This is a genomic window from Lutibacter flavus, assembly GCF_900188355.1.
Classification (GTDB): Bacteria; Bacteroidota; Bacteroidia; order Flavobacteriales; family Flavobacteriaceae; genus Lutibacter; species Lutibacter flavus.
The window spans coordinates 287114-310595 of the sequence record NZ_FZNX01000003.1 but is presented as its reverse complement, the minus strand read 5'-3'; the positions used below and the strand labels follow the sequence as shown (position 1 = coordinate 310595).

21 protein-coding genes are annotated in these 23482 nt (G+C 29.8%); 8 read left to right on the top strand and 13 right to left on the bottom strand.

Annotation, left to right across the window (positions count from 1 at the left end; translation table 11 throughout):
• Positions 1-4: 4 nt before the first annotated feature.
• A complete protein-coding gene (locus CHB63_RS10345; RefSeq protein WP_089378385.1) occupies positions 5-1486 on the bottom strand; it encodes a sodium:solute symporter in 1482 nt (493 codons plus the stop codon).
• A 78-nt stretch (positions 1487-1564) separates the two neighbouring features.
• Here CHB63_RS10345 and recR point away from each other — a divergent pair, with 78 nt between their 5' ends.
• Both recR and CHB63_RS10335 read left to right on the top strand, forming a co-directional pair.
• Positions 1565-2176 carry a recombination mediator RecR gene (recR, locus tag CHB63_RS10340; RefSeq protein ID WP_089378384.1) on the top strand — a complete coding sequence of 204 codons (612 nt, stop codon included), beginning with the start codon at positions 1565-1567 and terminating at the stop codon, positions 2174-2176.
• Positions 2177-2182: 6 nt separating this feature from the next.
• On the top strand, positions 2183-3331 hold the full coding sequence (locus CHB63_RS10335; RefSeq protein WP_089378383.1) for a glycosyltransferase family 2 protein: 1149 nt from the start codon (positions 2183-2185) through the stop codon (positions 3329-3331).
• Between the two features lie 5 nt (positions 3332-3336).
• On the opposite strand, the gene CHB63_RS10330 is transcribed toward CHB63_RS10335, so the two are convergent.
• The 6 genes from CHB63_RS10330 to CHB63_RS10305 all read right to left on the bottom strand — a co-directional run bounded on the left by CHB63_RS10330 (position 3337) and on the right by CHB63_RS10305 (position 10421).
• Positions 3337-5394, bottom strand: a complete 2058-nt coding sequence (locus CHB63_RS10330) for an acetate--CoA ligase family protein (protein ID WP_089378382.1) — start codon at positions 5392-5394, stop codon at positions 3337-3339.
• A gap of 6 nt (positions 5395-5400) precedes the next feature.
• Complete coding sequence (locus CHB63_RS10325) at positions 5401-5991, bottom strand: indolepyruvate oxidoreductase subunit beta (protein ID WP_089378381.1); 591 nt, start codon at positions 5989-5991, stop codon at positions 5401-5403.
• 92 nt (positions 5992-6083) lie between these two features.
• Positions 6084-7700 (bottom strand): thiamine pyrophosphate-dependent enzyme, encoded by a 1617-nt coding sequence (locus CHB63_RS10320; protein WP_089378380.1) that lies wholly within the window; start codon positions 7698-7700, stop codon positions 6084-6086.
• Between the two features lie 221 nt (positions 7701-7921).
• A complete protein-coding gene (locus CHB63_RS10315) occupies positions 7922-8473 on the bottom strand; it encodes a CopD family protein (protein WP_089378379.1) in 552 nt (183 codons plus the stop codon).
• A gap of 3 nt (positions 8474-8476) precedes the next feature.
• Complete coding sequence (gene hemH, locus CHB63_RS10310) at positions 8477-9490, bottom strand: ferrochelatase (protein ID WP_089378378.1); 1014 nt, start codon at positions 9488-9490, stop codon at positions 8477-8479.
• A gap of 37 nt (positions 9491-9527) precedes the next feature.
• On the bottom strand, positions 9528-10421 hold the full coding sequence (locus CHB63_RS10305) for a helix-turn-helix domain-containing protein (protein WP_089378377.1): 894 nt from the start codon (positions 10419-10421) through the stop codon (positions 9528-9530).
• 275 nt (positions 10422-10696) lie between these two features.
• Here CHB63_RS10305 and hemA point away from each other — a divergent pair, with 275 nt between their 5' ends.
• The 6 genes from hemA (at position 10697) to hemN (ending at position 18287) form a co-directional block, all read left to right on the top strand.
• Positions 10697-11950: a glutamyl-tRNA reductase gene (gene hemA / locus CHB63_RS10300; protein ID WP_089378376.1), complete on the top strand. Its 1254-nt coding sequence runs from the start codon at positions 10697-10699 to the stop codon at positions 11948-11950.
• Between the two features lies 1 nt (position 11951).
• A complete protein-coding gene (gene hemC, locus CHB63_RS10295; RefSeq protein ID WP_089378375.1) occupies positions 11952-13538 on the top strand; it encodes a hydroxymethylbilane synthase in 1587 nt (528 codons plus the stop codon).
• 14 nt (positions 13539-13552) lie between these two features.
• Positions 13553-14518, top strand: coding sequence for a porphobilinogen synthase (gene hemB / locus CHB63_RS10290; RefSeq protein WP_089378562.1), 966 nt, complete (start codon positions 13553-13555; stop codon positions 14516-14518).
• A gap of 6 nt (positions 14519-14524) precedes the next feature.
• A complete protein-coding gene (gene hemL / locus CHB63_RS10285) occupies positions 14525-15823 on the top strand; it encodes a glutamate-1-semialdehyde 2,1-aminomutase (protein ID WP_089378374.1) in 1299 nt (432 codons plus the stop codon).
• A gap of 2 nt (positions 15824-15825) precedes the next feature.
• Entirely contained in the window at positions 15826-16857 is a 1032-nt protein-coding gene (hemE, locus tag CHB63_RS10280) for a uroporphyrinogen decarboxylase (RefSeq protein WP_089378373.1), read from the top strand.
• 71 nt (positions 16858-16928) lie between these two features.
• Positions 16929-18287: an oxygen-independent coproporphyrinogen III oxidase gene (hemN, locus tag CHB63_RS10275; protein ID WP_089378372.1), complete on the top strand. Its 1359-nt coding sequence runs from the start codon at positions 16929-16931 to the stop codon at positions 18285-18287.
• A 62-nt stretch (positions 18288-18349) separates the two neighbouring features.
• Here hemN and CHB63_RS10270 read toward each other — a convergent pair whose 3' ends face one another.
• The 6 genes from CHB63_RS10270 to CHB63_RS10245 all read right to left on the bottom strand — a co-directional run bounded on the left by CHB63_RS10270 (position 18350) and on the right by CHB63_RS10245 (position 23477).
• The gene (locus CHB63_RS10270) at positions 18350-19225 is read right to left on the bottom strand and encodes a hypothetical protein (protein WP_141107297.1); all 876 of its coding nucleotides are present in this window, start codon (positions 19223-19225) and stop codon (positions 18350-18352) included.
• Positions 19222-20538, bottom strand: coding sequence for an NrfD/PsrC family molybdoenzyme membrane anchor subunit (gene nrfD, locus CHB63_RS10265; RefSeq protein WP_089378370.1), 1317 nt, complete (start codon positions 20536-20538; stop codon positions 19222-19224). Before nrfD ends, CHB63_RS10270 begins: the two co-directional genes overlap by 4 nt.
• Before the next feature lie 2 nt (positions 20539-20540).
• Positions 20541-21509: a 4Fe-4S dicluster domain-containing protein gene (locus CHB63_RS10260; RefSeq protein WP_089378369.1), complete on the bottom strand. Its 969-nt coding sequence runs from the start codon at positions 21507-21509 to the stop codon at positions 20541-20543.
• A 22-nt stretch (positions 21510-21531) separates the two neighbouring features.
• Positions 21532-21798, bottom strand: a complete 267-nt coding sequence (locus CHB63_RS10255) for a hypothetical protein (RefSeq protein ID WP_089378368.1) — start codon at positions 21796-21798, stop codon at positions 21532-21534.
• Positions 21799-22097: 299 nt separating this feature from the next.
• Complete coding sequence (locus CHB63_RS10250) at positions 22098-22496, bottom strand: c-type cytochrome (protein ID WP_245856903.1); 399 nt, start codon at positions 22494-22496, stop codon at positions 22098-22100.
• A gap of 84 nt (positions 22497-22580) precedes the next feature.
• Positions 22581-23477, bottom strand: coding sequence for a hypothetical protein (locus CHB63_RS10245; RefSeq protein WP_141107296.1), 897 nt, complete (start codon positions 23475-23477; stop codon positions 22581-22583).
• Positions 23478-23482: the final 5 nt, after the last annotated feature.

The window sequence follows — 23482 nt, the reverse complement described above, 5'->3', positions numbered from 1 at the left end:
ATTATTAATTGTTTTCAACTAATTTATTATCCGACTTTTTTATTAAAAGAAGCCCCACAAAAGTAACGATTCCATTTAAAATTAAAAGCTCGTATCCAAAAACATAACCATTAAATAATTTAATAGAGTAAGCGTTTAATAAATAGGTTATAATTACTGATATAATTGCAATTACCCACACAAAATTGTCTTTAATATTAAATTTTGTAAAAATACCAAATGCAAATATTCCTAGAAGTGGACCATAAGTATACGAAGCTACTTGCAATACACTACTAATAACATTATCCTCTAATACATATCTAAAGATTACAATAACAATTACTAATACTATAGAAATTACAATATGTGTTTTTTTACGGACGGCTTTTTGTTTTGATTGCTCTATATTTTCAATATCTAAAAAATCGATGCAATATGAAGTGGTTAAGGAAGTAAGTGCACTATCGGCACTTGAGTATGCTGCAGCAATTAACCCTAAAATAAATACAATTCCAATAGTAATTCCCAAACCACCATTTAAAGCAATCTCAGGAAATAATAAATCTGTTTTAGCATTTCCGTCAACTATTGGAATTGCAATTCCAAATTTTTCAGCATAAATAAAAAGTAATGCGCCTAAGGTTAAGAAAACAAAATTTACAAAAATAAGCACAAAACCTAATGAGATTACATTCCATTGGGCCTCTTTTGTGTTTTTACAAGTAAGGTTTTTTTGCATCATATCTTGATCTAAACCAGTCATTGCAATTGCAATAAACATTCCACCTAAGAAGGATTTTATCAAGTGTTTTTTATCATTAAAATCATCTGTAAAAATTATTCTACTGAATTTATCAAATTCTGCTGATGCAAAAATATCTGAAATAGACCAATTTAATTTATCAATAATTATAAAAATAGTAGTAAAAACAGCAATTAACATGAATAGGGTTTGTAAAGTATCTGTCCAAACAATCGTTTTAATTCCACCTTTAAAAGTGTAAATCCAAATTAATAATATTGAAAGAATTACGGTGATTTCAAATGGAACATTCCAAGCGTCAAAAATAAAATATTGAAGAACAGAAGCCACCAAAAACAAACGGAAAGATGCGCCTAGTATACGAGATATAAAAAAGAAAAAGGCACCGGTTTTGTGAGTTACAGGTCCAAATCTATGTTTTAAAAATTCGTAAATTGAGGTGACTTTTAAATTATAATAAATAGGTATAAGAACATATGCTATTACAAAATAGCCAAACAAATATCCAATTACAATTTGCATATAACTAAATTGAGAACTTTGAACCCAACCAGGAACTGAAATAAAAGTAACACCTGAGAGTGAAGCGCCAATCATACCGAATGCCACAACATACCAAGGTGATTTTTTATTAGCTTTAAAAAAGGTTTCGTTGTTGTCGTTTTTTCCAGTTAAATAAGCAATTAACAAGAGTGCACAAAAATAAACTATAATTAAAGAAAGTATATAAATTGGTTGCATTAATAAATTTTAAAATTACAAGATAACAAAGAAACTAAAATTATTGAGAATATCGATTGCTAATTGTACATTTGCCAAATGAATTTTTCATCAAAACTTTTGGAAAATGCCGTAAATGAGGTGTCTCAGTTGCCAGGAATTGGTAAAAGAACAGCATTAAGATTGGTTTTACATTTATTAAAACAACCAGCTTCCCAAACACATCAATTATCATCTTCACTAACTAATTTAGTTGATGAAATTAAGTTATGTAAAAAATGTCATAATATTTCTGATGTTGAAATATGTGAGATTTGTGCAAACCCTTCTAGAAATGAAGAAATAATTTGTGTAGTTGAAGATGTACGAGATGTAATGGCAATAGAAAACACCGCACAATTTAAAGGATTATATCACGTATTGGGAGGTAAAATATCACCTATTGAAGGAATTGGACCTCATAATTTAACAATTGATAGTTTAATTGAAAAAGTAAATGATGGAATTGTGAAAGAGGTTATTTTTGCATTAAGTTCAACTATTGAGGGTGATACAACAAACTTCTATATTTTTAAGCAATTAGAAAAATATAGCATTAAAACTTCAACAATTGCTCGTGGAATTGCGGTTGGTGATGAACTTGAATATGCAGATGAAATTACTTTAGGAAGAAGTATTATTAATAGAATTCCATTTGAAAATTCGCTATAAATTTTTATGGATGTATCGGTTGTAATTATTAATTATAATGTTCAGTATTTTATAGAGCAGTGTATTTTAAGTGTACATTCAGCTTCAGGAAATTTATCTGTTGAAATTATAGTTGTAGATAATAATTCAGATGATGATTCGTGTAAAATAATAAAAGATAAATATCCAGAAGTTATTTTAATTGAAAACAAAGAAAATATAGGGTTTTCAAAAGCTAATAATCAAGGCGTTAAAGTTGCAACAGGAGAATATATTTTAATTCTAAATCCTGATACAGTAATAGCTGAAGACACCTTAGATAAAATATATTCTTTTGCAAAAGCAAAACCAAATTTAGGAATTTTAGGTGTTAAATTAATAGATGGTTCTGGTGATTTTGCACCTGAAAGCAAAAGAGGAATTCCAACACCAATGGTTTCATTTAACAAGCTTTTTGGGATTTCAAGTAAAAGGACTGGAAAATATTATGCAACCCATTTAGATGAAAATGAATCGGGTATTATGGATGTTGCGTCTGGGGCGTTTATGTTTGTAAACCGAGTAATTTTTAATGAGGTTGGAGGATTTAACGAGGCTTATTTTATGTATGGTGAGGATATAGATTTAAGTATGAATTTATTAAACAAAGGATACCAAAATTATTATTATGCCAACACTCAAATTATTCATTTTAAGGGTGAAAGCACTCAAAAAGACATTAAATATTTAAGCTATTTTCATAATGCAATGGAAATTTTTTATAAAAAGCATTTCAAATTAAATCTTATTTATGATTTTATAATGAGAATTGGAATTGAGTTTTGGTATTTATTAAAATTCTTTAAATTTAAAAAGGTAAAAACTAATACAAACCCAATCTTTAATTTGTTGTATTTAGGCGATAATAAATTGATTGTAGATTATCTAAATAAAAAATATTTATTAATAAAAGAGCCTATTATTGATGATTATTCTAAAATTAAACAAATTATCAAAAGCAATAAAATTGATACTATTGTTTTTGATAATTTAACAATTTCTAATAAAAAAATAATTGAACATTTTCAAGAATTAAAAAATGAAAATGTATCTTTTAAAATTCATCCAAGAACAACTAACTTTTTAATTGGAAGTACTTGTCCAAATGTGAGAGGACAAGTTGAAATTATTGAATAATAGAATTATTTTTCAATTCTAATTCTGGCATCAACAGCAATTATTTCTTTCGAATTTCCTAAAAGCGGATTTAAATCAAGCTCAATTATTTCAGGAGCAATTGCTAATAAATCTGATACCTTTTCAATAATTTCTGCAAATTTGTTTTCATTGACACCTTGTTGATTTCTAAAACCTTGTATTATTTTATACGATTTTAAATTTTGAATCATTTCAAGAGCTTCATTTTTTGAAACAGGAGCAAGTGCTGCTTGTGTATCTTTTAAAACTTCAATATAGATTCCGCCCAAACCGCATAAAACCAAATGTCCAAATTTATCTTCTTTTTTTGCTCCAATAAATAATTCAATTCCTTTTTTCATTGGTTGAATTAAAACTGAAGTTGCTCCTTCAATTTTCATTATTGTATCAAATGAAGCTATCAATTTTTCCTCTGAAGAAATATTTAAAATAATTCCGCCAACATCACTTTTATGAACTGGCCCAACAATTTTCATAACAACGGGGTATTCCAATTCATTAGCTACTTTTTTACATTCTTTTTTAGAAGTGCAAATTGCCTCATTTACAATTGGAATATCAGCAGCCAATAATAGTTCTTTTACAATCTGAGGTTGCAAATAACCATTTGTAACGCTTTTAATTATAGTTCTAATTTTATCAGAATTAAATGTTGATTTTATTTTGGTAATTCTTTTTGGTTTCGAAGTATTTACTATTTTTCCTAAGGCGTTTCCAAATAAAACTTCATCTGGAAAAGTAATATTCCCTTTTTCAATAAAAAAGTCAATTTCTTTTTTAACATTTACTACCGAAGGTAAAATAGGAAAAATCGGCTTTTTGCATGTTCGTATTTTTTTATGAAGCACATCATACACATCAAAAACTTCAAATAATCCTGGACTTCCAAAAATAACTACCATTGCATCAATTTCTTCAAATTTATGCTCACAATAATCAATAATTGTTTCTAATTGTTCAGCATTTCCAGTTGCTAAAAAATCAATCGGATTTGAAACAGAAGATCCTAAATATAACTTACTAAGTAATTCTTCACTTTTCTTTCCTTTAATTTCTGGAACATTTAAGCCGTTTTTAGAAAGTGTATCTGTTAACATTACAGCTGGACCACCAGCATGCGTAATAATTACTATGTTTTTTCCAACCAATTCAGGATGCATAAAAATAGAAGCAACAGTAATTAACTCGTTTCTCCCATAACAGCGAACAATCCCTGCCTTTTTGAATAAAGCATCAACTGCCACATCAGAGTTTGCTAAAGCTCCTGTATGTGAACTAGCAGCTCTGCTTCCTGCTGAAGAACTTCCTGCTTTTATTGCAGCAATTTTACAACCTTTTTGGATTAAGGAATTAGCGTGTTTTAATAATTTTTGCGGATTTTCAACACTCTCAATATATAGTAGTTTTACTTTTGAACTTGTTGCTTCTTCAAAAGTTTCATCTAAATGTTCCAGCACTTCTTCTACACCAATTTGAGCAGAATTTCCTACGGAATATACACTTGAAAATGTTAATCCAGTTGCCATTGCAGCTTCTATAATAAATACAGCTGTGGCACCAGATCCTGAAATAAAATCAACTCCTTTGCTATTTAATTTTGGAATTGGAGTTGTAAAAACGCCTGCGAAATTTTGATTGATTAATCCAATATTATTGGGGCCTAATAATGTGCCGCCAACGGAATTAATTTCATCAACAATTGCCTGTTCTAACTTTTTGCCTTCTTCATCTTTTTCACTAAATCCTGCAGAGAAAATTATAAATCCCTTGGTATTTTTTTGCTGAGCTAAAATTTTAACTGTATCAAGTGTATATTTTGCAGCAATAGCAATTATCGCCAAATCTACTTTTGGAAGGTTGTCAATATTTTGAAAGCATTTTACTCCTTGTACTATGATTTCTTTTGGATTTACTGCAAATAATTCCCCCTTATATTTTTGATCAATTAAATTTTTTAAAACACGACCTCCTGGAGTTTGTAAATTATTTGATGCCCCAATAATTGCAATGCTTTTTGGGTTTGTTAATTTTTCGTTCAACATTCCGTTTTAGTTTAAAGAAACAATTTCTGCTGCAATTTCTTTTCCTTTTTCAAAAGCCTCTAAATTTTTTATTACAATGCGTTCTCCTTTTCGTTCAAATAGCGTTTTAATTGCTTTCTGTAAACTTTCATCGCTTAATGGAATTAAAGACGAAGCTGCGCCTAATAAAATAATATTTGTTGCTTTTGAATTTCCAATCTCTTTTGCCATTTTTTTAGCATCGATTAATATCGTGTTTTTGTGAGATTTAATTTCATTATACAATTCTTTTAGCTCAGGATAGTTTGTAATATTTATAAATGGATTTAAGTCTGTTACCAAAAAACCTCCTTTTTTTAGATATGGTAAGTAACGCAACAATTCCATTGGCTCAACAGAAATTATAATATCTGCTTTTCCTTGAGGAATTAAATCTGAAAAAATTTCTTTATCTGAAATTCTTACGTGGCTTTGAACAGCACCGCCTCTCTGGCTCATTCCGTGTACTTCAGATTGTTTGATGTTTAAATTACAGTCTAATGCAGCAGTATCTAAAACAGCTGCAATAGTCAATATTCCTTGTCCGCCAACACCTGCTAAAATAATATTTGTTTTCATGTGTCTTTCTTATTTTTTTTAACGGGTACATACAGTTCGCTATCAGTCATTTCGTTGTGTGATAAACTTTTTAGCATGCTCGTTTTATTTTTTTAATTTAAGTTAACCTTTTTTAAAGCTTTAAGTTGGTCTTTTTTCTCCTTTGGAATCTGAATACAAGGACGTTGAGAAATAATTACTGAAATTCCTTTATGGTTGATTTCTTCTCTAATAATGTCAATGTTTTCTTGTAAATTTTTATGAAGTGGAGTTAATACTTTTAAATGGGCTTCATCAACTCCAATACCCTTGCAAATATCAATTAACCTTCCGGAAGCCGAAGAATCTTGCGCTCCTGTCATAGCAATTGTAGAATTGTCTGAAATAATCACTGTTATTGGGGTGTCTTCGATTACTGCATCTAATAAACCAGTCATTCCGGAATGTGTAAAGGTAGAATCTCCAATAACTGCAATTGCAGGATGAATACCTGCATCGGCAGCACCTTTTGCCATAGTTATAGAAGCACCCATATCAATTAAGGTATTTATACTTTCATAAGGTTTTAAAACCCCTAAAGCATAACAACCAATATCACCAAAAACTTGCTGACTTTTCATTTCTTTGCCCAATTGATTAATGGCATCAAATAAATCACGGTGACCGCAACCAACACATAATTCTGGAGGTCTTCCAGAAACTACTTTTGGAATATTTTCATTAATAATAATGTCAAAGCCTAGTGCATTGGCAATATTATCAGGAGTTAATTCACCAACTCTTGGAATGTCACCACTTAAACGTCCAATTACTTTTCTGTTTTCTCCTAAAAAGTCGGAAATGGCTTCTTCAATAAAAGGATAGCCATCTTCTAAAACCAATACTTTTTTACAAGTGTCAAATAATTTTTTTATAGGTTTTTTAGGAAGAGGATATTGGGATACTTTCAAAACAGGGTATGGGCATTTATCATCTTCGAAGTTTTCCATTAAATAGTTATATGCAATACCAGAAGCAATAATTCCGATAGATATATTTGGAGCATTTGTGTACTCATTATAGTAGCTATTTTCTGAAAGTTCCTGGATATCTGGTTGAATGTCAACTAAATGTTTATATCTACCTCTGGCGTGCATTGGTATTAATTGAAATTGTGTTGGATTTTTAGATAAATGAATATTATTTTGTGCTCTTCTGCCAGAAATAGTTACTCCTGCTCTTGAATGTGATAATCTAGTTACCATTCTTAAGAGTACTGGTAATCCTAAATTTTCTGAAATATCAAAAGCATATTTTGTAATGTCGTAAGCTTCTTGTTGGTTAGATGGTTCTAAAATTGGTATCATTGCAAATTTGCCATAATACCGTGAATCTTGTTCGTTTTGAGATGAGTGCATTGAAGGATCATCAGCTACAACTACTACCAATCCACCATTAATTCCTGAAACTGACATATTCATAAAAACATCAGCGGCAACATTTAAACCTACATGTTTCATAACTGTCAATGCTCTTTTACCGGCATAAGACATTCCTAATGCCGCTTCCATAGCTGTCTTTTCATTAACAGACCATTGTGAGTGAATTTTTAATGCTGTTGCTGTTTTAGATCGTTGTATATATTCTGTTATTTCGGTTGAAGGTGTGCCAGGATATGCATAAACACCTGATATTCCGGCATCAATTGCTCCTTGTGCTAAAGCTTCATTTCCTAATAGAAGTTTTTTCATAAATTTCCTTTTTATAAAATAATATTTATAATTGGATAAAAATACGAAAACGTTTTCGAAAAATAAGTGATTTAAATCAACTTAATATATTTAAAATACTGATATTCAGATTATTAAATATGTATTATTTTGAATTGATTGTTGCGAATTATTAATGAAAATAGAAGATATCATTAAAAAGTATTTAAAGAATTAATAAAGTAATTATTGTAATAATAATTTTATTGATGCTCCCAGCTTTTCTTTTTTCTAATTTTTTTATATAATTTAACTCCAAGCATCAATAAAATTGAAACTCCAATTATTCCAATAGTTCCAAAAATCCATCCAAATGCGTTTTTAAGAACTACTAAAAACACGCAGGCAAATAGAATAATTGTGGCAACTTCGTTCCAAATTCTTAAAGCAAATGAAGAATATTTTAAATAACCTTTTTCAATTTGATTATACATAAATTGGCAACTACCGTGGTAGGCAAAAAGTAAACCAACAAAAACGAGTTTTGTCTGCATCCAACTGGCTTGTAACCATCCGGGTTGCAAAAACAAGAGCCAAGCTGCAAATATGGTTGCTAATATTGCTGAAGGCCAGGTTATTATATACCAAAGCCGTTTTATCATTAATTGGTATTGAACAGTTAGAATTTTTTTTTCAATTTCGGGCTTTTCTTGTGCTTCCTTAAAATAAATAAATAACCGAATAATATAAAATAAACCAGCGAACCAAGTGGTTATAAAAATAATATGAAGCGATTTTATGTATAAATACTCCATAAATTATTCTGCCCAATTATTAATCCAGCCTGATAGGGTTTTAATCCATTTTTCATTTTCATTTAAGCAAGGAATTGCAGTAAATTCTTCACCACCATTTTCAATAAAAGAACTTTTTGCTTCCATTCCAATTTCTTCCAAAGTTTCTAGACAATCGGACACGAATGCTGGAGTAACAACGGCTAATTTTTTTAAACCATTTTTAGCAAAATCATCAATTACATGGTCTGTATATGGTTTTATCCAAGGATCTCTTCCCAATCGAGATTGAAAAGAAACGCTATAAGACCCTTCTTTTAAGTTTAATTTTTCCGCTACCTGCTTGGTTGTTTCGTAGCATTGATGTCTGTAACAAAACTCGTGTGCAGGTGATGGTGTGTTGCAACAGCTTCCGTCAATTTTACAATGAGATTTTGTGACATCCGATTTTTTTAGATGTCTTTCTGGAAGACCGTGATAAGAAAAAAGTAAATGTTCTGGTTTTGATTTCTCTAGTTCACTTTGGATTGATTCACTTAAAACTTCAATATAATCCGCTTTGTTATAAAATGCAGGAAGATCAGTTAATGTAACTTGTGGGAAATGTTTTTTTACTAATTTATTCGCTAAAACAACAATGGTTTCTGTAGAGGCCATTGCAAACTGTGGATATAATGGAATTAGGAAAATTTCGGTAACACCTTGGTCAACTAATTTTTGCAATCCACTTTTTATAGATGGTTTTCCATAACGCATGGCAAGTTCAACTGGAATTTTTGTATTTTCCTGTACTTTTTTATGCAACCGTTCAGATAAAACGATTAAAGGAGAGCCTTCTGGCCACCATATTTTTTTATAAGCTGCTGCAGATTTTTTTGGTCGTGTGTTTAAAATAATTCCTTTAACTACGAATGCTCTTATAAGATAAGGAGAATCTATCACTCGTTTATCCATTAAAAATTCGTCTAAATAGTTTTTTACATCTTTTACAGATGTGCTGTTTGGTGATCCTAAATTAACTAATAAAGCTCCTTTCATTTCTTAATTTTATTTTTGTAATATGCTAATTTCAAATTTATGATTTTGCAAATTGTTTTGGTGTAATTTTATATTTTCTTTTAAATGCCGCAATAAAATGACTTGATGTGCTGTATCCCAACTGAGATGCTATTTCATTTACATTTAATTGTTGTTCTTGTAATAATTTTTTGGCCAATTCCATTTTATAATTTAATAAAAATGTAAATACAGGAACGCCATAAAACTCTTTAAAATCTGTTTTTAATTTTTTAATATTAAGTCCAATTTCTTTTGCTAATTCATCTAGAGAAGGAGGATTTATCATTTCTTCAATAATAATATCTTTAGCGTGTTTTATTTTACTTACTGTTTCTTCACTTGCAATGTAAGGGCAATGTTCAGTCTCATTTTCAGAAGTAGTACTAAAATAATAACTCAATAATTCATAAACTTTACCTTTTATAAAAATAGGTCTAAGGCTTTGATTTGTTTGTTTTGTAATTAATTGGTTTAAAATTAATTTAATAGATGAACTTATTTCTTTTGGTTCTATTATGGGTTTTCCAGTTTTAAAACTACTGAAGTTAAATAAAAAATTTCCTTCTATAGAAAACAAGGAATGAAAATATTCTATTGAAATTAAAATGGTAATTAATTCAGCTTTTTCTGGTATTTTAAAAAGAATATCCATTTTTTCATCTTTAAAATAAACCATACTTGAATTGCCTGCGGATAAGTTTATAGAACAATGTTCAAAATTAAATGCAACAGTGCAATCTTGATTAGTGCAAAAAAATAATTGTATGTAATTATTTGTTAAAGGTTGCTTAAGAAATTGCGTTTCGTCTGATAAGTTATTGAAATAAAATACTTTAAAAGTGTTTGCTTCATTAAAAAGAATGTTAGTACTTTTGTCGACATATTTGTAATTATCTAAATTGGATTTCATAAGGTATTTTTATGAATTATCGTTAAAACATTTACAAAAGTACAATAAATATAAATAGAATATAATTTTTTTTTGTTCAAATAATATGACATATGTCATAGTTTTAAGCCCTTGGATTTACTGACTTTTGTCATAATTTATTTAAAAAATAGCTTATTTAGAAATATTCTAAATTATGATAAATAACTTATGCCGACAATAAAAGTACTTATGTCGTTGTTTTGAGCAAAAATATAGTTGTACTTTTGTCGATACTTATTGGTAATACTAATTTTATGAGTCAAGAAAATCTACCTGCAAAATTTTACAATGTAGGTTTAAGTTATAAAAAAGCAGATGCAAAAGTACGTGGTGCTTTTAGTATAACTAAAGAGAATCAAAAACTATTATTAAAAGAAGCGAAAGCAAAGGGGATTGATGGAATTTTTGTTTTATCTACTTGTAATAGAACTGAAATTACGGGCTTTGCAAAACATCCTTTTGAGTTAATTAGTTTAATGGTTAAATATTCAAATGGTAATGTAGAAGATTTTATAAGCGTTTCAAATGTTTATAAAAACAATGATGCTGTTAGGCACTTATTTAACATTGCAACTGGTTTAGATAGTCAAATACTAGGAGATTACGAAATAGTTGGTCAGCTAAAGCAATCATTTAAATTAGCGAAGAAATTAGAAACCACAAATGCTTATTTAGAACGATTAATGAATTTAGTGCTGCAGGCAAGTAAAAATGTAAAGAACAACACTAAGTTAAGTTCAGGAACAACTTCTGTTTCATATGCTTCTATTCAATATATAATTGATTCTGTTGAAGATTTAAATGACAAGAATATTCTTATTTTCGGTTTGGGTGAAATAGGTAAAAATACTTGTAAAAACTTGTTGGAATACACTTCAAACAAAAACATTACTGTAATTAATAGAACGCTTGAAAAAGCAACCTATTTTGAGCAATCACATAGTGATATAAAGATTGCTGAGTATTCCAAATTAACGGATGAGATACATAAGGCGGATGTTTTAATTGTTGCAACAGGTTCTAATGTGCCAACTGTAAGTAAGGCAAATTTAAAAGAAGGAAAAGAGTTATTGATTATAGATTTATCAATGCCAGAGAATGTAGCAGCTGATGTTAAAACAATGAAAGATATTCAATTAATTAATGTTGATGAACTTTCAAAAATTACTGATAAAACTATTGAAACTCGTAAAGAACAAATTCCTTTAGCTGAAAAGATAATTGAAAAATACAGACAAGAATTTAATGATTGGATTTCACATAGAAAATATGTACCAGCAGTAAATGCTTTAAAAGAATCATTACAAGTTATTCAGCACGATGAACTTGATTTTCATTCAAAAAAAATCAAAGATTTTAATATGGAACATGCTGAGTTTGTTACTAATAGAATGATTCAAAAAATAACTACACAATTTGTAAAACATTTAAAGGATGATGAGACTTCGGTTGATCAAAGTATAAATGTGATAAGCAAAATTTTCAACACCCAAATAACCGAAATTTAAAATGGATAAAATTATAAGAATTGGAACTCGCTCTAGTAAATTAGCACTATGGCAAGCCAATACAGTTGCGGAGCAATTGGGGCATTTCGGTCATAAAACGGAAATTGTTAAAATAGATTCTATTGGAGATATTGTATTAGACAAACCTCTTTATGAATTAGGAATAACTGGTGTTTTTACCAAGAATTTGGATATTGCTTTACTTAATGGTGAAATTGATATCGCTGTACATTCTTTTAAAGATGTACCTACAAAATTACCTGAAGGAATTGTGCAAGCCGCAGTTTTAAAAAGAGGGGATTTTAATGATGTGTTGGTAATTAAAGAAGACGAGAATTTTTTCACAAAAGATGCTGCAATTATTGCAACAGGAAGTTTGCGTAGAAAAGCACAATGGTTGTATCGTTACCCGCATCATACTATTACAGGTTTACGTGGAAATGTAATTACGCGTTTGCAAAAATTGGAGGATAATGATTGGGATGGAGCAATTTTTGCAGCTGCAGGATTAAAAAGGTTAAAGTTATTGCCAGAAAAGGAGAAGCATATAAAATTAGATTGGATGATTCCTGCTCCTGCTCAAGGAGCCGTTATGATTGCTGCTTTGGAGAAAGATGAAGATATATTAGAGGCTTGTAAAGAAATAAATCACGAAGAAACCGCAACCTGTGTTGGTATTGAACGTGATTTTTTACGTGTTTTAGAAGGTGGTTGTACAGCTCCAATTGGTGCTTTGGCAATGATTTTTGATGAAGAAATAAAATTTAAGGGTACTTTATTTAGTCCAGATGGAAAAAATAAAATGGAGTTTTACAAAGAAGTGCCAGTAAATAATGCTACTGATCTAGGTGAATACGGTGCCAATTATATTTTAGAAAGAGGTGGTAAAAAATTAATGCGTGAGGTTCATGATATTGAAAAATCAACACTGGTTTATTCAACAAAAAGCCTTTCGCATGATCAAACAAATAATTTATCTTCAAAAATAGGTGTAACTAGTAGTGATTTTATTACAATTAGAAATAATCGTTTAAAACGAGTTATAGTAAAAAAACCAATTAAAAATGCACTATTTACAAGTCAAAATGCAGTTGAAGCGCTTTTAAATAATTTTTCTAGGGTAGAACTTGATTTTGAAAATATTTATTGTGTAGGCAGAAGAACAAAAAGGTTGATTGAAAAGAAAATTGGTAAAGTAACTCATATCGAAAATAATTCGGAAAAATTAGCGGATTATTTAGTGAAAAATTTAGATACTAAAGAAGTTACTTTCTTTTGTGGTGATAAAAGAATGGATGATTTACCAACCACTTTATTAAACAACTATTTTATTGTAAATGAGGTTGAATGCTACCAAACTCAATTAACACCAAGATTAATTGAAGATAAATACAAAGGAATACTTTTTTATAGTCCATCTGGAGTTGAAAGCTATTTAAAAGAAAATACAGCAAATGAAATTGTAGCTTTTTGTATTGGTGAAACCACTGCGAAAAAAGCTAAAGACCATTTTAAAAATGTTGTAGTATCAAAATTATCAACGGTTGAGAGTGTTATCAAATCAGTTAATGATTATTTTCAAGAATAAAAATAGTAAGCATGATAAATAGAACAAGACGTCTTCGTAAAACAGAAAATATTCGTCGATTAGTTAGAGAAAATAAACTAACAATTGATGATTTAATTTATCCTCTATTTATTGAAGAAGGTGAGAATATTGAAACGGAAATTGTTTCAATGCCTGGAATTAAACGTTTTTCTTTAGATACTATTTCAAAAGAATTAGATGAAGTTGTGGCATTAGATATTCCTGCGGTATTACTTTTTGGAATTCCTTCAGAAAAAGATGATACTGGCTCAGAAACTTGGAATGATAATGGAATTATGCAGAGAGCCGTACGTTTTATTAAAAAGAATTATCCAGATTTATATGTAATAACGGATGTTTGTTTTTGTGAATATACAAGCCACGGACATTGTGGAATTATTCATGACAATGATGTTGATAATGATGCTACATTAGTAAATTTAGCTAAACAAGTTATTTCTCATGCGAAAGCAGGGGTTGATATGGTTGCTCCTTCAGGAATGATGGATGGAATGATTTCTACAATTAGAGAAGCGTTAGACAACACAGGTTTTCCTAATCTTCCAATAATGTCTTATGCTGTAAAATATTCTTCAGCATTTTATGGACCATTTAGAGATGCAGCCGATTCTGCTCCAACTTTTGGAGATAGAAGAACGTATCAAATGGATCCTTCTAATAGAGATGAAGGATTACGCGAAGCAACTTTTGATGATCAGGAAGGTGCGGATATTTTAATGGTAAAACCAGCATTATCTTATTTAGATATTATAAGAGATTTAAAAAATAACTTTGATCGTCCAATTGCTTGTTATAATGTAAGTGGTGAGTATGCAATGATTAAAGCTGCCGCAGCAAATGGCTGGATTGATGAAGAGCGTGTTATGATGGAAGCTTTACTTTCAATGAAAAGAGCTGGAGCAGATATTATTATTACTTATTTTGCAAAAGATGTTGCGAAAGTTTTATTAAAAAAATAAATTAATATGAAGTTAGAAAAGTCAATAGAATTATATACTAAAGGTAAAAAACATTTAGTTGGTGCTGTAAATTCACCAGTTAGAGCTTTTAAATCTGTAGGTGGGGTTCCTATTTTCATTGACAAAGCAAAAGGAAGTAAAATTTTTGATGTTGATGGAAATGAATATGTAGATATGGTTTTATCTTATGGTCCAATGATTTTAGGTCATAGAAACAGTGTTGTTGAAAAAACCATAAAAAAATACCTTAAAAAAGGTTACTCTTTTGGTGCTTCAACTAAAGGGGAAATTATTTTAGCAGGATTAGTTTGTGATGCTTTTCCAGGAATGGACAAAGTTCGTTTTGTGAATTCAGGAACTGAAGCTGTTTTTAGTGCAATTCGTTTAGCTAGAGCATTCACTGGAAAAAATAAAATTATAAAATTTGCAGGTTGTTATCATGGTCATTCCGATGCTTTATTAGTAGCGGCGGGCTCAGGTTTAGCAACTTTAAGTATTCCAGGTAGTGCAGGTGTTCCTGATGATGCTGTAAAAAATACATTAATTGCAGAGTTTAATAATATTGATAGTGTTGAAGCTCATTTGGCGAAACACAAAGATATTGCAGCAGTTATAATTGAACCAATTGCTGGTAATATGGGGGTAATTAAACCTAGTAAAGAATTTATTGAAGAGTTAAGAGACCTTACAAAAGCAAGTGGAGTCTTAATAATTGCAGACGAAGTAATGACAGGTTTCAGATCCAAATTTGGTGGAGCTCAGGAACTATTAGGGTTTGAAGCAGATATAACTTGTTTAGGTAAAGTTGTTGGTGGAGGTTTTCCTGTGGGAGCTTATGGTGCAAGAAATGAAATTATGGAATTGGTTGCTCCATTAGGACCAATGTACCAAGCTGGAACTTTATCTGGAAATCCAATAGCAATGGCTTGTGGAATTGCAACTTTAAAAGAATTGAAAAAGCAAGACCCATATAAAGATTTTGAAAAAACGGCTGCTTTTTTAGAGCGTGAAATGAAATCAGCTGCCAAAGAAAATGGTATAGATTTACAAGTAAATAGATTTGGCTCAATGATTAACCCATTTTTTACGAAAACAAAAGTGGTTGATTTTAAAACTGCTCAAACAAGTGATACAGATAAGTTTAAAACGTTCTTTTGGAAAATGATGGAGAATGGGGTGTTTTTACCTCCTTCACAATTTGAGTCTTGGTTTTTAGCAACAGCTATGACCAAAAGAGATATGTACAAAGTTAAAGAGGCAATAAATATAGCAATGAAAGCGGTTGCTAATAAAACGAAAAAATAAAAATGACAAAAATTAAAAACGATCTATTTTTAAGAGCCTTAAAAGGAGAAACATTGGAGCGCCCTCCAGTTTGGATGATGAGACAAGCAGGCCGTTATTTGCCTGAATTTATCGCAATTCGTGAAAAGTATGACTTTTTTACTCGTTGTAGAACTCCTGAGTTAGCTTCAGAAATAACAGTACAACCAATTCGCAGATATGGAATGGATGCTGCTATTTTGTTTTCTGATATTTTAGTAATTCCGCAAGCAATGAATATTGAGGTTGAAATGAAACCTGGAGTTGGGCCTTGGTTGCCTAATCCAATTCGTTCTCAAAAAGATGTGGATAATGTAATTGTACCAGATGTAACTGTTGAATTAGGTTGTGTAATGGAGGCGATTAAAGCTACTAAAGAATTATTAAATGATGACATACCTTTAATTGGTTTTGCAGGTTCTCCTTGGACAATTTTATGTTATTGTGTGCAAGGACAAGGTTCTAAAAACTTTGACAAAGCGAAAGAATTTTGTTTTACTCAACCAATCGCTGCACATACATTACTTCAAAAAATAACGGATACTACTATTGCTTATTTAAAGGAGAAAGTAAAATCGGGTGTAAATGCTGTTCAGATTTTTGATTCTTGGGGAGGAATGTTATCTCCAACAGATTATGATGAGTTTTCTTGGAAATATATCAACCAAATTATTGAAGCGTTAAAAGATGATGCTCCTGTAATTGCTTTTGGAAAAGGATGTTGGTTTGCTTTAGAAAAAATGTCTAACTCAAATGCTTCAGCTTTAGGAGTGGATTGGACTGTCTCTCCAAAAGTTGCCAGAGAATTAACTGGAAATAAAATTACTTTGCAAGGTAATTTTGATCCGGTAAGATTGTTGTCGCCACCAAAAGTTATTAAAAAAATGGTTCATCAAATGATTGATGAATTTGGAAAAGATAAATACATTGTTAATCTTGGGCATGGTATTTTACCGCATGTTCCTTTAGATAATGCCAAGGCGTTTATTGATGCTGTAAAAGAATATAATCAGTAGATTTTTTAATTTGAATATTGAGTATTTAGAAAAATCTAAATGCTTGACTCTCAGTTTTAAATATTTGAAATATGACAAATTTAATTCAAAAATATAATATTCCTGGGCCAAGATATACCAGTTATCCAACGGTGCCATTTTGGGACAAAGAGGGAATTGCTCAACAAGATTGGGAGCGTACAGTTAAAAAATCATTTGATGAAAGTAATGATGTAGAGGGGATTAGCTTATATATTCATCTTCCGTTTTGTGAAAGTTTATGTACGTTTTGTGCGTGTCATAAAAAAATTACAAAAAGGCATGAAGTTGAACAACCATATATAGAAACGGTACTAAAAGAATGGGATTTATATTGTGATTTATTGGTTGAAAGACCAAAAATTAGAGAAATTCATTTAGGTGGAGGTACTCCAACATTTTTTTCTTCAGAAAATTTAAGAAAATTAATAAACGGGATTTTTAAAAGAGCTGATAAATTTGAGACTTTCGATTTTAGTTATGAAGGCCATCCCAACCATACTTCAGAAGATCAATTACAAACTTTATATGATTTAGGTTCAAGAAGAAACAGTTTTGGTATTCAAGATTACGATCCTATAGTTCAAAAAGCAATTCACAGAGTTCAAAGTTTTGAGCAGGTTAAGCGTGTAAATGATTTATCTCGTAAAATTGGATATGAATCAATAAGTCACGATTTAATTTTCGGATTGCCTTTTCAAACTGAAGAAAGTATAAGAAATACCATAAAAAATACCATTGAATTAAAACCTGATAGAATAGCTTATTACAGTTATGCACATGTGCCTTGGATTAAAGGAGTGGGGCAACGGGGTTTTGATGATAATGATTTGCCAAAAGATAGTGAAAAACGTCATCTGTATGAATTAGGAAAACAATTGTTTTTTGATAATGGATATGTAGAAATTGGAATGGATCATTTTGCATTACCTTCAGATTCACTTCATAAAGCAATGGAATCTAAAAAATTACATCGTAATTTTATGGGTTATACTGCAGGTAAAACTGAACTAATGATTGGCTTAGGAATGTCTTCAATTAGTGATTCGTGGTATGCATTTGCTCAAAATGAAAAAACAATAGAAGATTATACTGAAAAAGTAAATAAGGGAATAATTCCAATTTTTAGAGGTCATTTATTAACTGAACAGGATTTAATAATAAGAAAACACATTTTAAATTTAATGTGTAATTTAGAAACTGAATGGAAAATTGGTTTAGACAATAAAATTAAAAATGAAATTGTTGAGCGTTTAAGTGAAATTATTGATGATGGCTTAATTGAAGTTTCTGATACTAAAATAACAGTGAAAGATGAGGGAAGAATGTTTGTTAGAAATATTTGTATGGCCTTTGATTTAAGACTGTTAGAAAATAAACCCGAGACTCGAGTATTTTCAATGACAATATAAAAACATAAAAAATAAACCCTAAAAAAACCGAACTATAGTTCGGTTTTTTTAGGGTTTATTTTTTATGTTTTTTGAATTTTAAAAAGATTTACAATTAGATAAATTATAAACCCCCAAATTCCAAAAGTTAATATATTTGGAATAATTAATAAAAATATTGGGGTTTTATTTCTTGGTGACCACATGGTTCTTTCATTAAAAGTTGATTCTTCAACAATAGGTATTCCAATAGGAGCTTTTATTAATGCTTTAATAGTTCCAAAATCATCATGGTCTGTTAGAACTATTTCAAATGTTAAAATTTCATCAACACCGGGTATTCCTTCTTCAATTGGAACAACAATAGAACCATTTTCATTTGTGAAATTTAATTCTTTCCCAAGTTTTAAAGGTTTAAATAATCGTTGAACCTGAACTGTTAGAGGTTCTCCTTCAATTGGACTATCATTTGTTCTGTCAATTAATGTTGCAGATATATAATTAATACTGTCTTTTGTAATTAATTTAGAATTAATGTCGGCATTTTTAAAACTAAAATATTTTGATGCTTTTTTAAAAGAATCATTTCCTTTAAATAATATTTTTATGTTATAAAAATTTGTTGAATCTGTTTTAATAGCATTTATATTATCAAGAATAAATTTACCTTCTCCATTCAGGTTAGTTGTAGTTTTACCAAGTAAAATAGATTCGCTACTATCTATCTCATTGTAAATGTCTAAGTTAATGTTGGCTATACCTACACTTTTTTTATCGATTTTTGAAGTTGCTTTGATATCAAAAAACATGTCACCTTTCATTATTTTTACATATGTAACATTTAATCTTACAATGTTATTTTTAGTGTTTTGAGCATATGTATCTTGATGGGTGGAGTTATTTAAAAAGATATAGAACAAAACCAGAATGGAATAACGAAAATTTAATAAACTCTTCATGAATTAGTATTTTTATTATTATTTAATAATTCTTGTTCATCAGCTGTTCTTTGAATTGGCACAATAGGCAAGTAGCGAACTAATACTGTAATAATTAGTAAACACATTGCCAATGTAGCCGATGTTATTAGCCATTCGTGAAAACTAGGAAAATAATGATGCCAAGATTCAGGGACACCTTGTATTGGTAAAAATGGATGTAATAAAGTTGGTGTTACTATCAAATATCGTTTCCACCATGAGCCTACGACAACAAGTATACCTATTAAAAACATAGGAAAAGGTTTTCTCCCTTTTTTAAATAATAAAACAATGATAGGTATTATTAATCCACCAATTATAACAAACCAAAATAATGGAGCAAATTGACCTGTTAGCAATACATTTACGTGAGTTGTTGCTTCTTTTTTTGAAGTAAGTTGAGGTATTAAATATTCATTCAAATTAAAGTATAGATAAATTAAACACATTAATACTAGAAATTTACCTAATTTATCAAAATGAAAGTCAGTAATGTAGTCTTCTAATTTGTAAGCCTTGTGTAGAACATATACAACAGTTACTAGAGCACCAACACCAGCAACAGAAGCGCCTGAAATAAAGTAAGCACCCATATTAGTGCTATCCCATCCAACCCTAAATAATGTTGAAAATAACCAAGCATCAATAGTTTGTAGCATAAAACCAACTGGAATAATTAAAACAGCAATTAATTGAATTGATTTAACTTGTATTGTTTTTTGAGCCAAACTACCAGTCCAATTCAATGATAATTTACCATACCATTTACTAAGTTTTGGGTTTTTCTCTTTATAAAATGATTTTAAAAGTGCAAAATCGGGTAATAAAGGAAAATAGAGAAGTAATAAACTAATAATAATATAAATGGGAATTATTATAACATCCCAAATAATAGGAGATTGGAGGCGTCCATGTATAAACAAATTTAATAAACGGTCTGGTCTACCCATATCTATCATTATTGTAATACCTGCCATAATTATTGCTGCAAGAGAAATTATTTCAGCAATTCGAACTATTGGAGTTCTCCAGGAATTGCTGGTTAGCCTTAAAACGGCTACTGTAACTGTACCAACAAAACTTGTTGCTACAAAAAACACGAAGTTGGAAATATAAATTCCCCATAATGCATAATCATGCATATTGGTAACTACTTGGCCTTTTATAATTTGATCGATATAAGCAATAATACCAGCAATACTAATTACAATTAATGTCCAAGTCCAAAGAATACCTGCTTTCCCAAATTTTTGAGGAGCTAAATCATTTAGTAAAATCTTATAATTTTTCATAATTATTCAGGTTTTTCAACAGATCTAAAATCAGTATAATTTTCTAAACCATCCTTAAAATCTACCAAACGGTTTACAGGAGGTAAATAATATACACTAGGTTTTGTACCTAAACTTTCCATTAACCTATAGCCATTTTTATCGCGTAATAATTTACTTAGCCGTAAGGTTTCATCACCATTTGTTACTGTATCTTCATATTTATCACCAAAATAGAATACACCATTTGGACATGCAGTAACACAATGAGGTAATTTATTTTCTTTAATGGTATGGGGGCAAAAATCACATTTATCTACAGTTCCCTTTATACTGGGCATCCCGGCATATTCTACCGAGTTATTTGTATTGTGGTTCATGTCCATTTTCATTGTAATTTCTTGATTTGGTTCACTCCAGTTAAAAACGCGAGTTGAATAGGGGCAAGCTGCCATACAAAAACGACAACCAATACACCTTTCATTATCAATTAGCACAAGCCCGTCTCTTCTTTTAAAAGTGGCATCCACAGGGCATACAGTAACGCAGGCTGGATGATCACAATGCATGCAGGTTGTTGGCATCCAATAAGGAGCAGTATCTTCAGATTCCTGCATTTTATACACTTTTAACCAAGCATGGTCTCCAGCTATAAAATGGTGTTTATTGCAAACGCTCTGACATTTTAAAGCATTTTTACATTTTGCTAAATCAATAACCATTACAAATTTTCTGTTGGGCATCCCTTCTCTTACATTATATTTTTTATCACCATCTTTAGAATGATTCATTTTTATAATTTCTGATGAATCTACTTGAATTAATGTTCCGTTAGTTGTCATTAATTCCGTTTTATCATTTGAATCGTTATTTGCTTGAGCGAATAGTTTAGCAGCTATTTTAGTAAGGCCAATTCCGCCTAATGCAGTAACAAAAGCTAGTTTTAATCCGTTGTCAAGAAAACTACGTCTTGAATTATTATTGATTGCCATAATAAATAGATATTGATTAAAATTATAGTTTTTTGTTTAGCCAATTGAATAGCGATTTATTAGAAATGTTATTCTCAATTATTTTGGCTTTTCTAATTGTGGTAACCCTTACTTTAACAATAGTTCCATCTGATTTTAGTAAAGTTTGGTATTCTTCGTTGGTATTTTCAGTAGCAGGTTTGTTGTCAGAATTTTCAAACCCGAAAAGAGGAAAAAACAAACTACTTCCCAGAATTGGTAATATTTTTCTTCTTGTGATTGAGTTTTTTTTGAAGGATTTACTTTTCATAATAGTGAAGTATTGCTAGAGAGTTTTTTAATCTACCAGTAATTTACTATAAATTTTTAAGAAATAATATGATAAATGTCAAGAAGAAAATTACTTAAAGTTTGACAATCAATATTTTATGAATTTTTAGGCTATGTTATAATTGAAATGGTTATAAAATAATGTTGAAAGTTTCAGGTAGAAAAAGGCTTCTTTAGGCTCTGTATTTTGGGTTTAATCATTTTAAACGAAAGTAAAACATAAAAAAAATCCGAACAAATTCTTGTTCGGATTTTTTATATCTAATAGTATTTGAATAACTATTCACCCATAGTTCTCATAAAGTGTACTGTTAACCACATATCTTCTTCAGTCATTTTCTTTTCGAAGTTAGGCATATCATCACGACCTATATAGCTTTTGTAAAATAATGCTCCATCAGATTGAGCTTGGAATTCTTCAGAAGAAAAATCTCCTAAATCTCCATCTACTTCATCAGCTTTTGGTCCATCTCCTAATCCATCTTTACCATGGCAAGATTTACAATGTTTAGCGTATAAAGATTTTCCAATAGCTAAATTTTCTTTTGAAGCTTCTTCTGGATTTGTCATTTTTTCATACTTAGCAGGAACTTTCCATTCTTCTTGCATAGCTTTTGTGAAAGAGAATAGGCCTAAACTTATAACTCCGATAATCATTAATGTTTTTAGTGTCTTCATTTTAATTAATTTAAGTTGTTAATAGTTAATTATCAAAAACAATACCAATAAAGTTAACGATAATATTTTTCTTTTGTTCTGTGTTTAATTTGTTTTTTCTGTGTTTACTTCTAATTGTTTTCCTTCTTTTTTAATTTTAAATAAATAGCGTGCCGTATATACATAATTAGCCCAAACTCCAACTAGTAAAATTGTTAACACAATATACATCCATATTGGTGCAGCTTCAGACCATAATTTATTTTCTTCTTTAACAATTTGATTTTGAAAATTACCCCAATTTTCAGATTTCTTTTGAATAACATTTCCAAAATCATCATGATCTTCAATTATTGAATAAACGATTAAGTCTCCATTTGCGTCTCCTGGTATATCAGTTGGGAATTCAAATTCAAATTCACCATCTTCAATAGTACCTTCTTCCAATTTCATTTTAGAAAGCATTGCTTCAACAGAAATAATTATATCAGCTTCTTCAACTGGAATTTTCACGCCTAAACTATCAAGAGTAAATGCTTTAACTATAACTGTTTTTATACTATCAATTTCTTCTAAATTTAGTTCTAGATGAAGGTCTTTAATACTCACATCGTCATCTTCTTCATCTAATCCGTCAGAACCTTCAAAAACAGCCTTAAATGTAATATAACCGTCTTTATCTTTAATGTAAGTCTGATTTTCTGGAACAGTAATTTGAGCAATCCCTTCATTTGAAGTTTTTGAAGTACCTAATAGGGTATCATCATTATAAAATTTAATTTCTGCATCAAAAACTGGAACTTTATCTTTTCTATCTTTTTTATTTTGCCCGAAAAATATTACTTCAAGTAAACGAGAATTATCAGATTGTTTAACCGTTTTAAGGTTAAATCTAATTTTATAGTTGCTAGCATCTAATTCTTGGGCAACTCCATTAGTACTAAATAGTAATGTTATAATAAATGAAGTAATAAATGTATATTTTAATAGGTTACTTTTCATAATTT

Bases quoted from the DNA above. Each gene is read 5' to 3' on its own strand.
- CHB63_RS10305 (WP_089378377.1), bottom strand. From the start codon at position 10,421: ATGAAATCCAATTTAGATAATTACAAATATGTCGACAAAAGTACTAAC.
- CHB63_RS10255 (WP_089378368.1), bottom strand. From the start codon at position 21,798: ATGAAAAGTAAATCCTTCAAAAAAAACTCAATCACAAGAAGAAAAATA.
- hemL (WP_089378374.1), top strand. From the start codon at position 14,525: ATGAAGTTAGAAAAGTCAATAGAATTATATACTAAAGGTAAAAAACAT.
- hemN (WP_089378372.1), top strand. From the start codon at position 16,929: ATGACAAATTTAATTCAAAAATATAATATTCCTGGGCCAAGATATACC.
- hemA (WP_089378376.1), top strand. From the start codon at position 10,697: ATGAGTCAAGAAAATCTACCTGCAAAATTTTACAATGTAGGTTTAAGT.
- hemE (WP_089378373.1), top strand. From the start codon at position 15,826: ATGACAAAAATTAAAAACGATCTATTTTTAAGAGCCTTAAAAGGAGAA.
- recR (WP_089378384.1), top strand. From the start codon at position 1,565: ATGAATTTTTCATCAAAACTTTTGGAAAATGCCGTAAATGAGGTGTCT.
- CHB63_RS10320 (WP_089378380.1), bottom strand. From the start codon at position 7,700: ATGAAAAAACTTCTATTAGGAAATGAAGCTTTAGCACAAGGAGCAATT.
- CHB63_RS10335 (WP_089378383.1), top strand. From the start codon at position 2,183: ATGGATGTATCGGTTGTAATTATTAATTATAATGTTCAGTATTTTATA.
- CHB63_RS10270 (WP_141107297.1), bottom strand. From the start codon at position 19,225: ATGAAGAGTTTATTAAATTTTCGTTATTCCATTCTGGTTTTGTTCTAT.
- CHB63_RS10325 (WP_089378381.1), bottom strand. From the start codon at position 5,991: ATGAAAACAAATATTATTTTAGCAGGTGTTGGCGGACAAGGAATATTG.
- CHB63_RS10250 (WP_245856903.1), bottom strand. From the start codon at position 22,496: ATGAAGACACTAAAAACATTAATGATTATCGGAGTTATAAGTTTAGGC.
- CHB63_RS10330 (WP_089378382.1), bottom strand. From the start codon at position 5,394: ATGTTGAACGAAAAATTAACAAACCCAAAAAGCATTGCAATTATTGGG.
- hemH (WP_089378378.1), bottom strand. From the start codon at position 9,490: ATGAAAGGAGCTTTATTAGTTAATTTAGGATCACCAAACAGCACATCT.
- CHB63_RS10315 (WP_089378379.1), bottom strand. From the start codon at position 8,473: ATGGAGTATTTATACATAAAATCGCTTCATATTATTTTTATAACCACT.
- nrfD (WP_089378370.1), bottom strand. From the start codon at position 20,538: ATGAAAAATTATAAGATTTTACTAAATGATTTAGCTCCTCAAAAATTT.
- hemC (WP_089378375.1), top strand. From the start codon at position 11,952: ATGGATAAAATTATAAGAATTGGAACTCGCTCTAGTAAATTAGCACTA.
- CHB63_RS10345 (WP_089378385.1), bottom strand. From the start codon at position 1,486: ATGCAACCAATTTATATACTTTCTTTAATTATAGTTTATTTTTGTGCA.
- CHB63_RS10260 (WP_089378369.1), bottom strand. From the start codon at position 21,509: ATGGCAATCAATAATAATTCAAGACGTAGTTTTCTTGACAACGGATTA.
- CHB63_RS10245 (WP_141107296.1), bottom strand. From the start codon at position 23,477: ATGAAAAGTAACCTATTAAAATATACATTTATTACTTCATTTATTATA.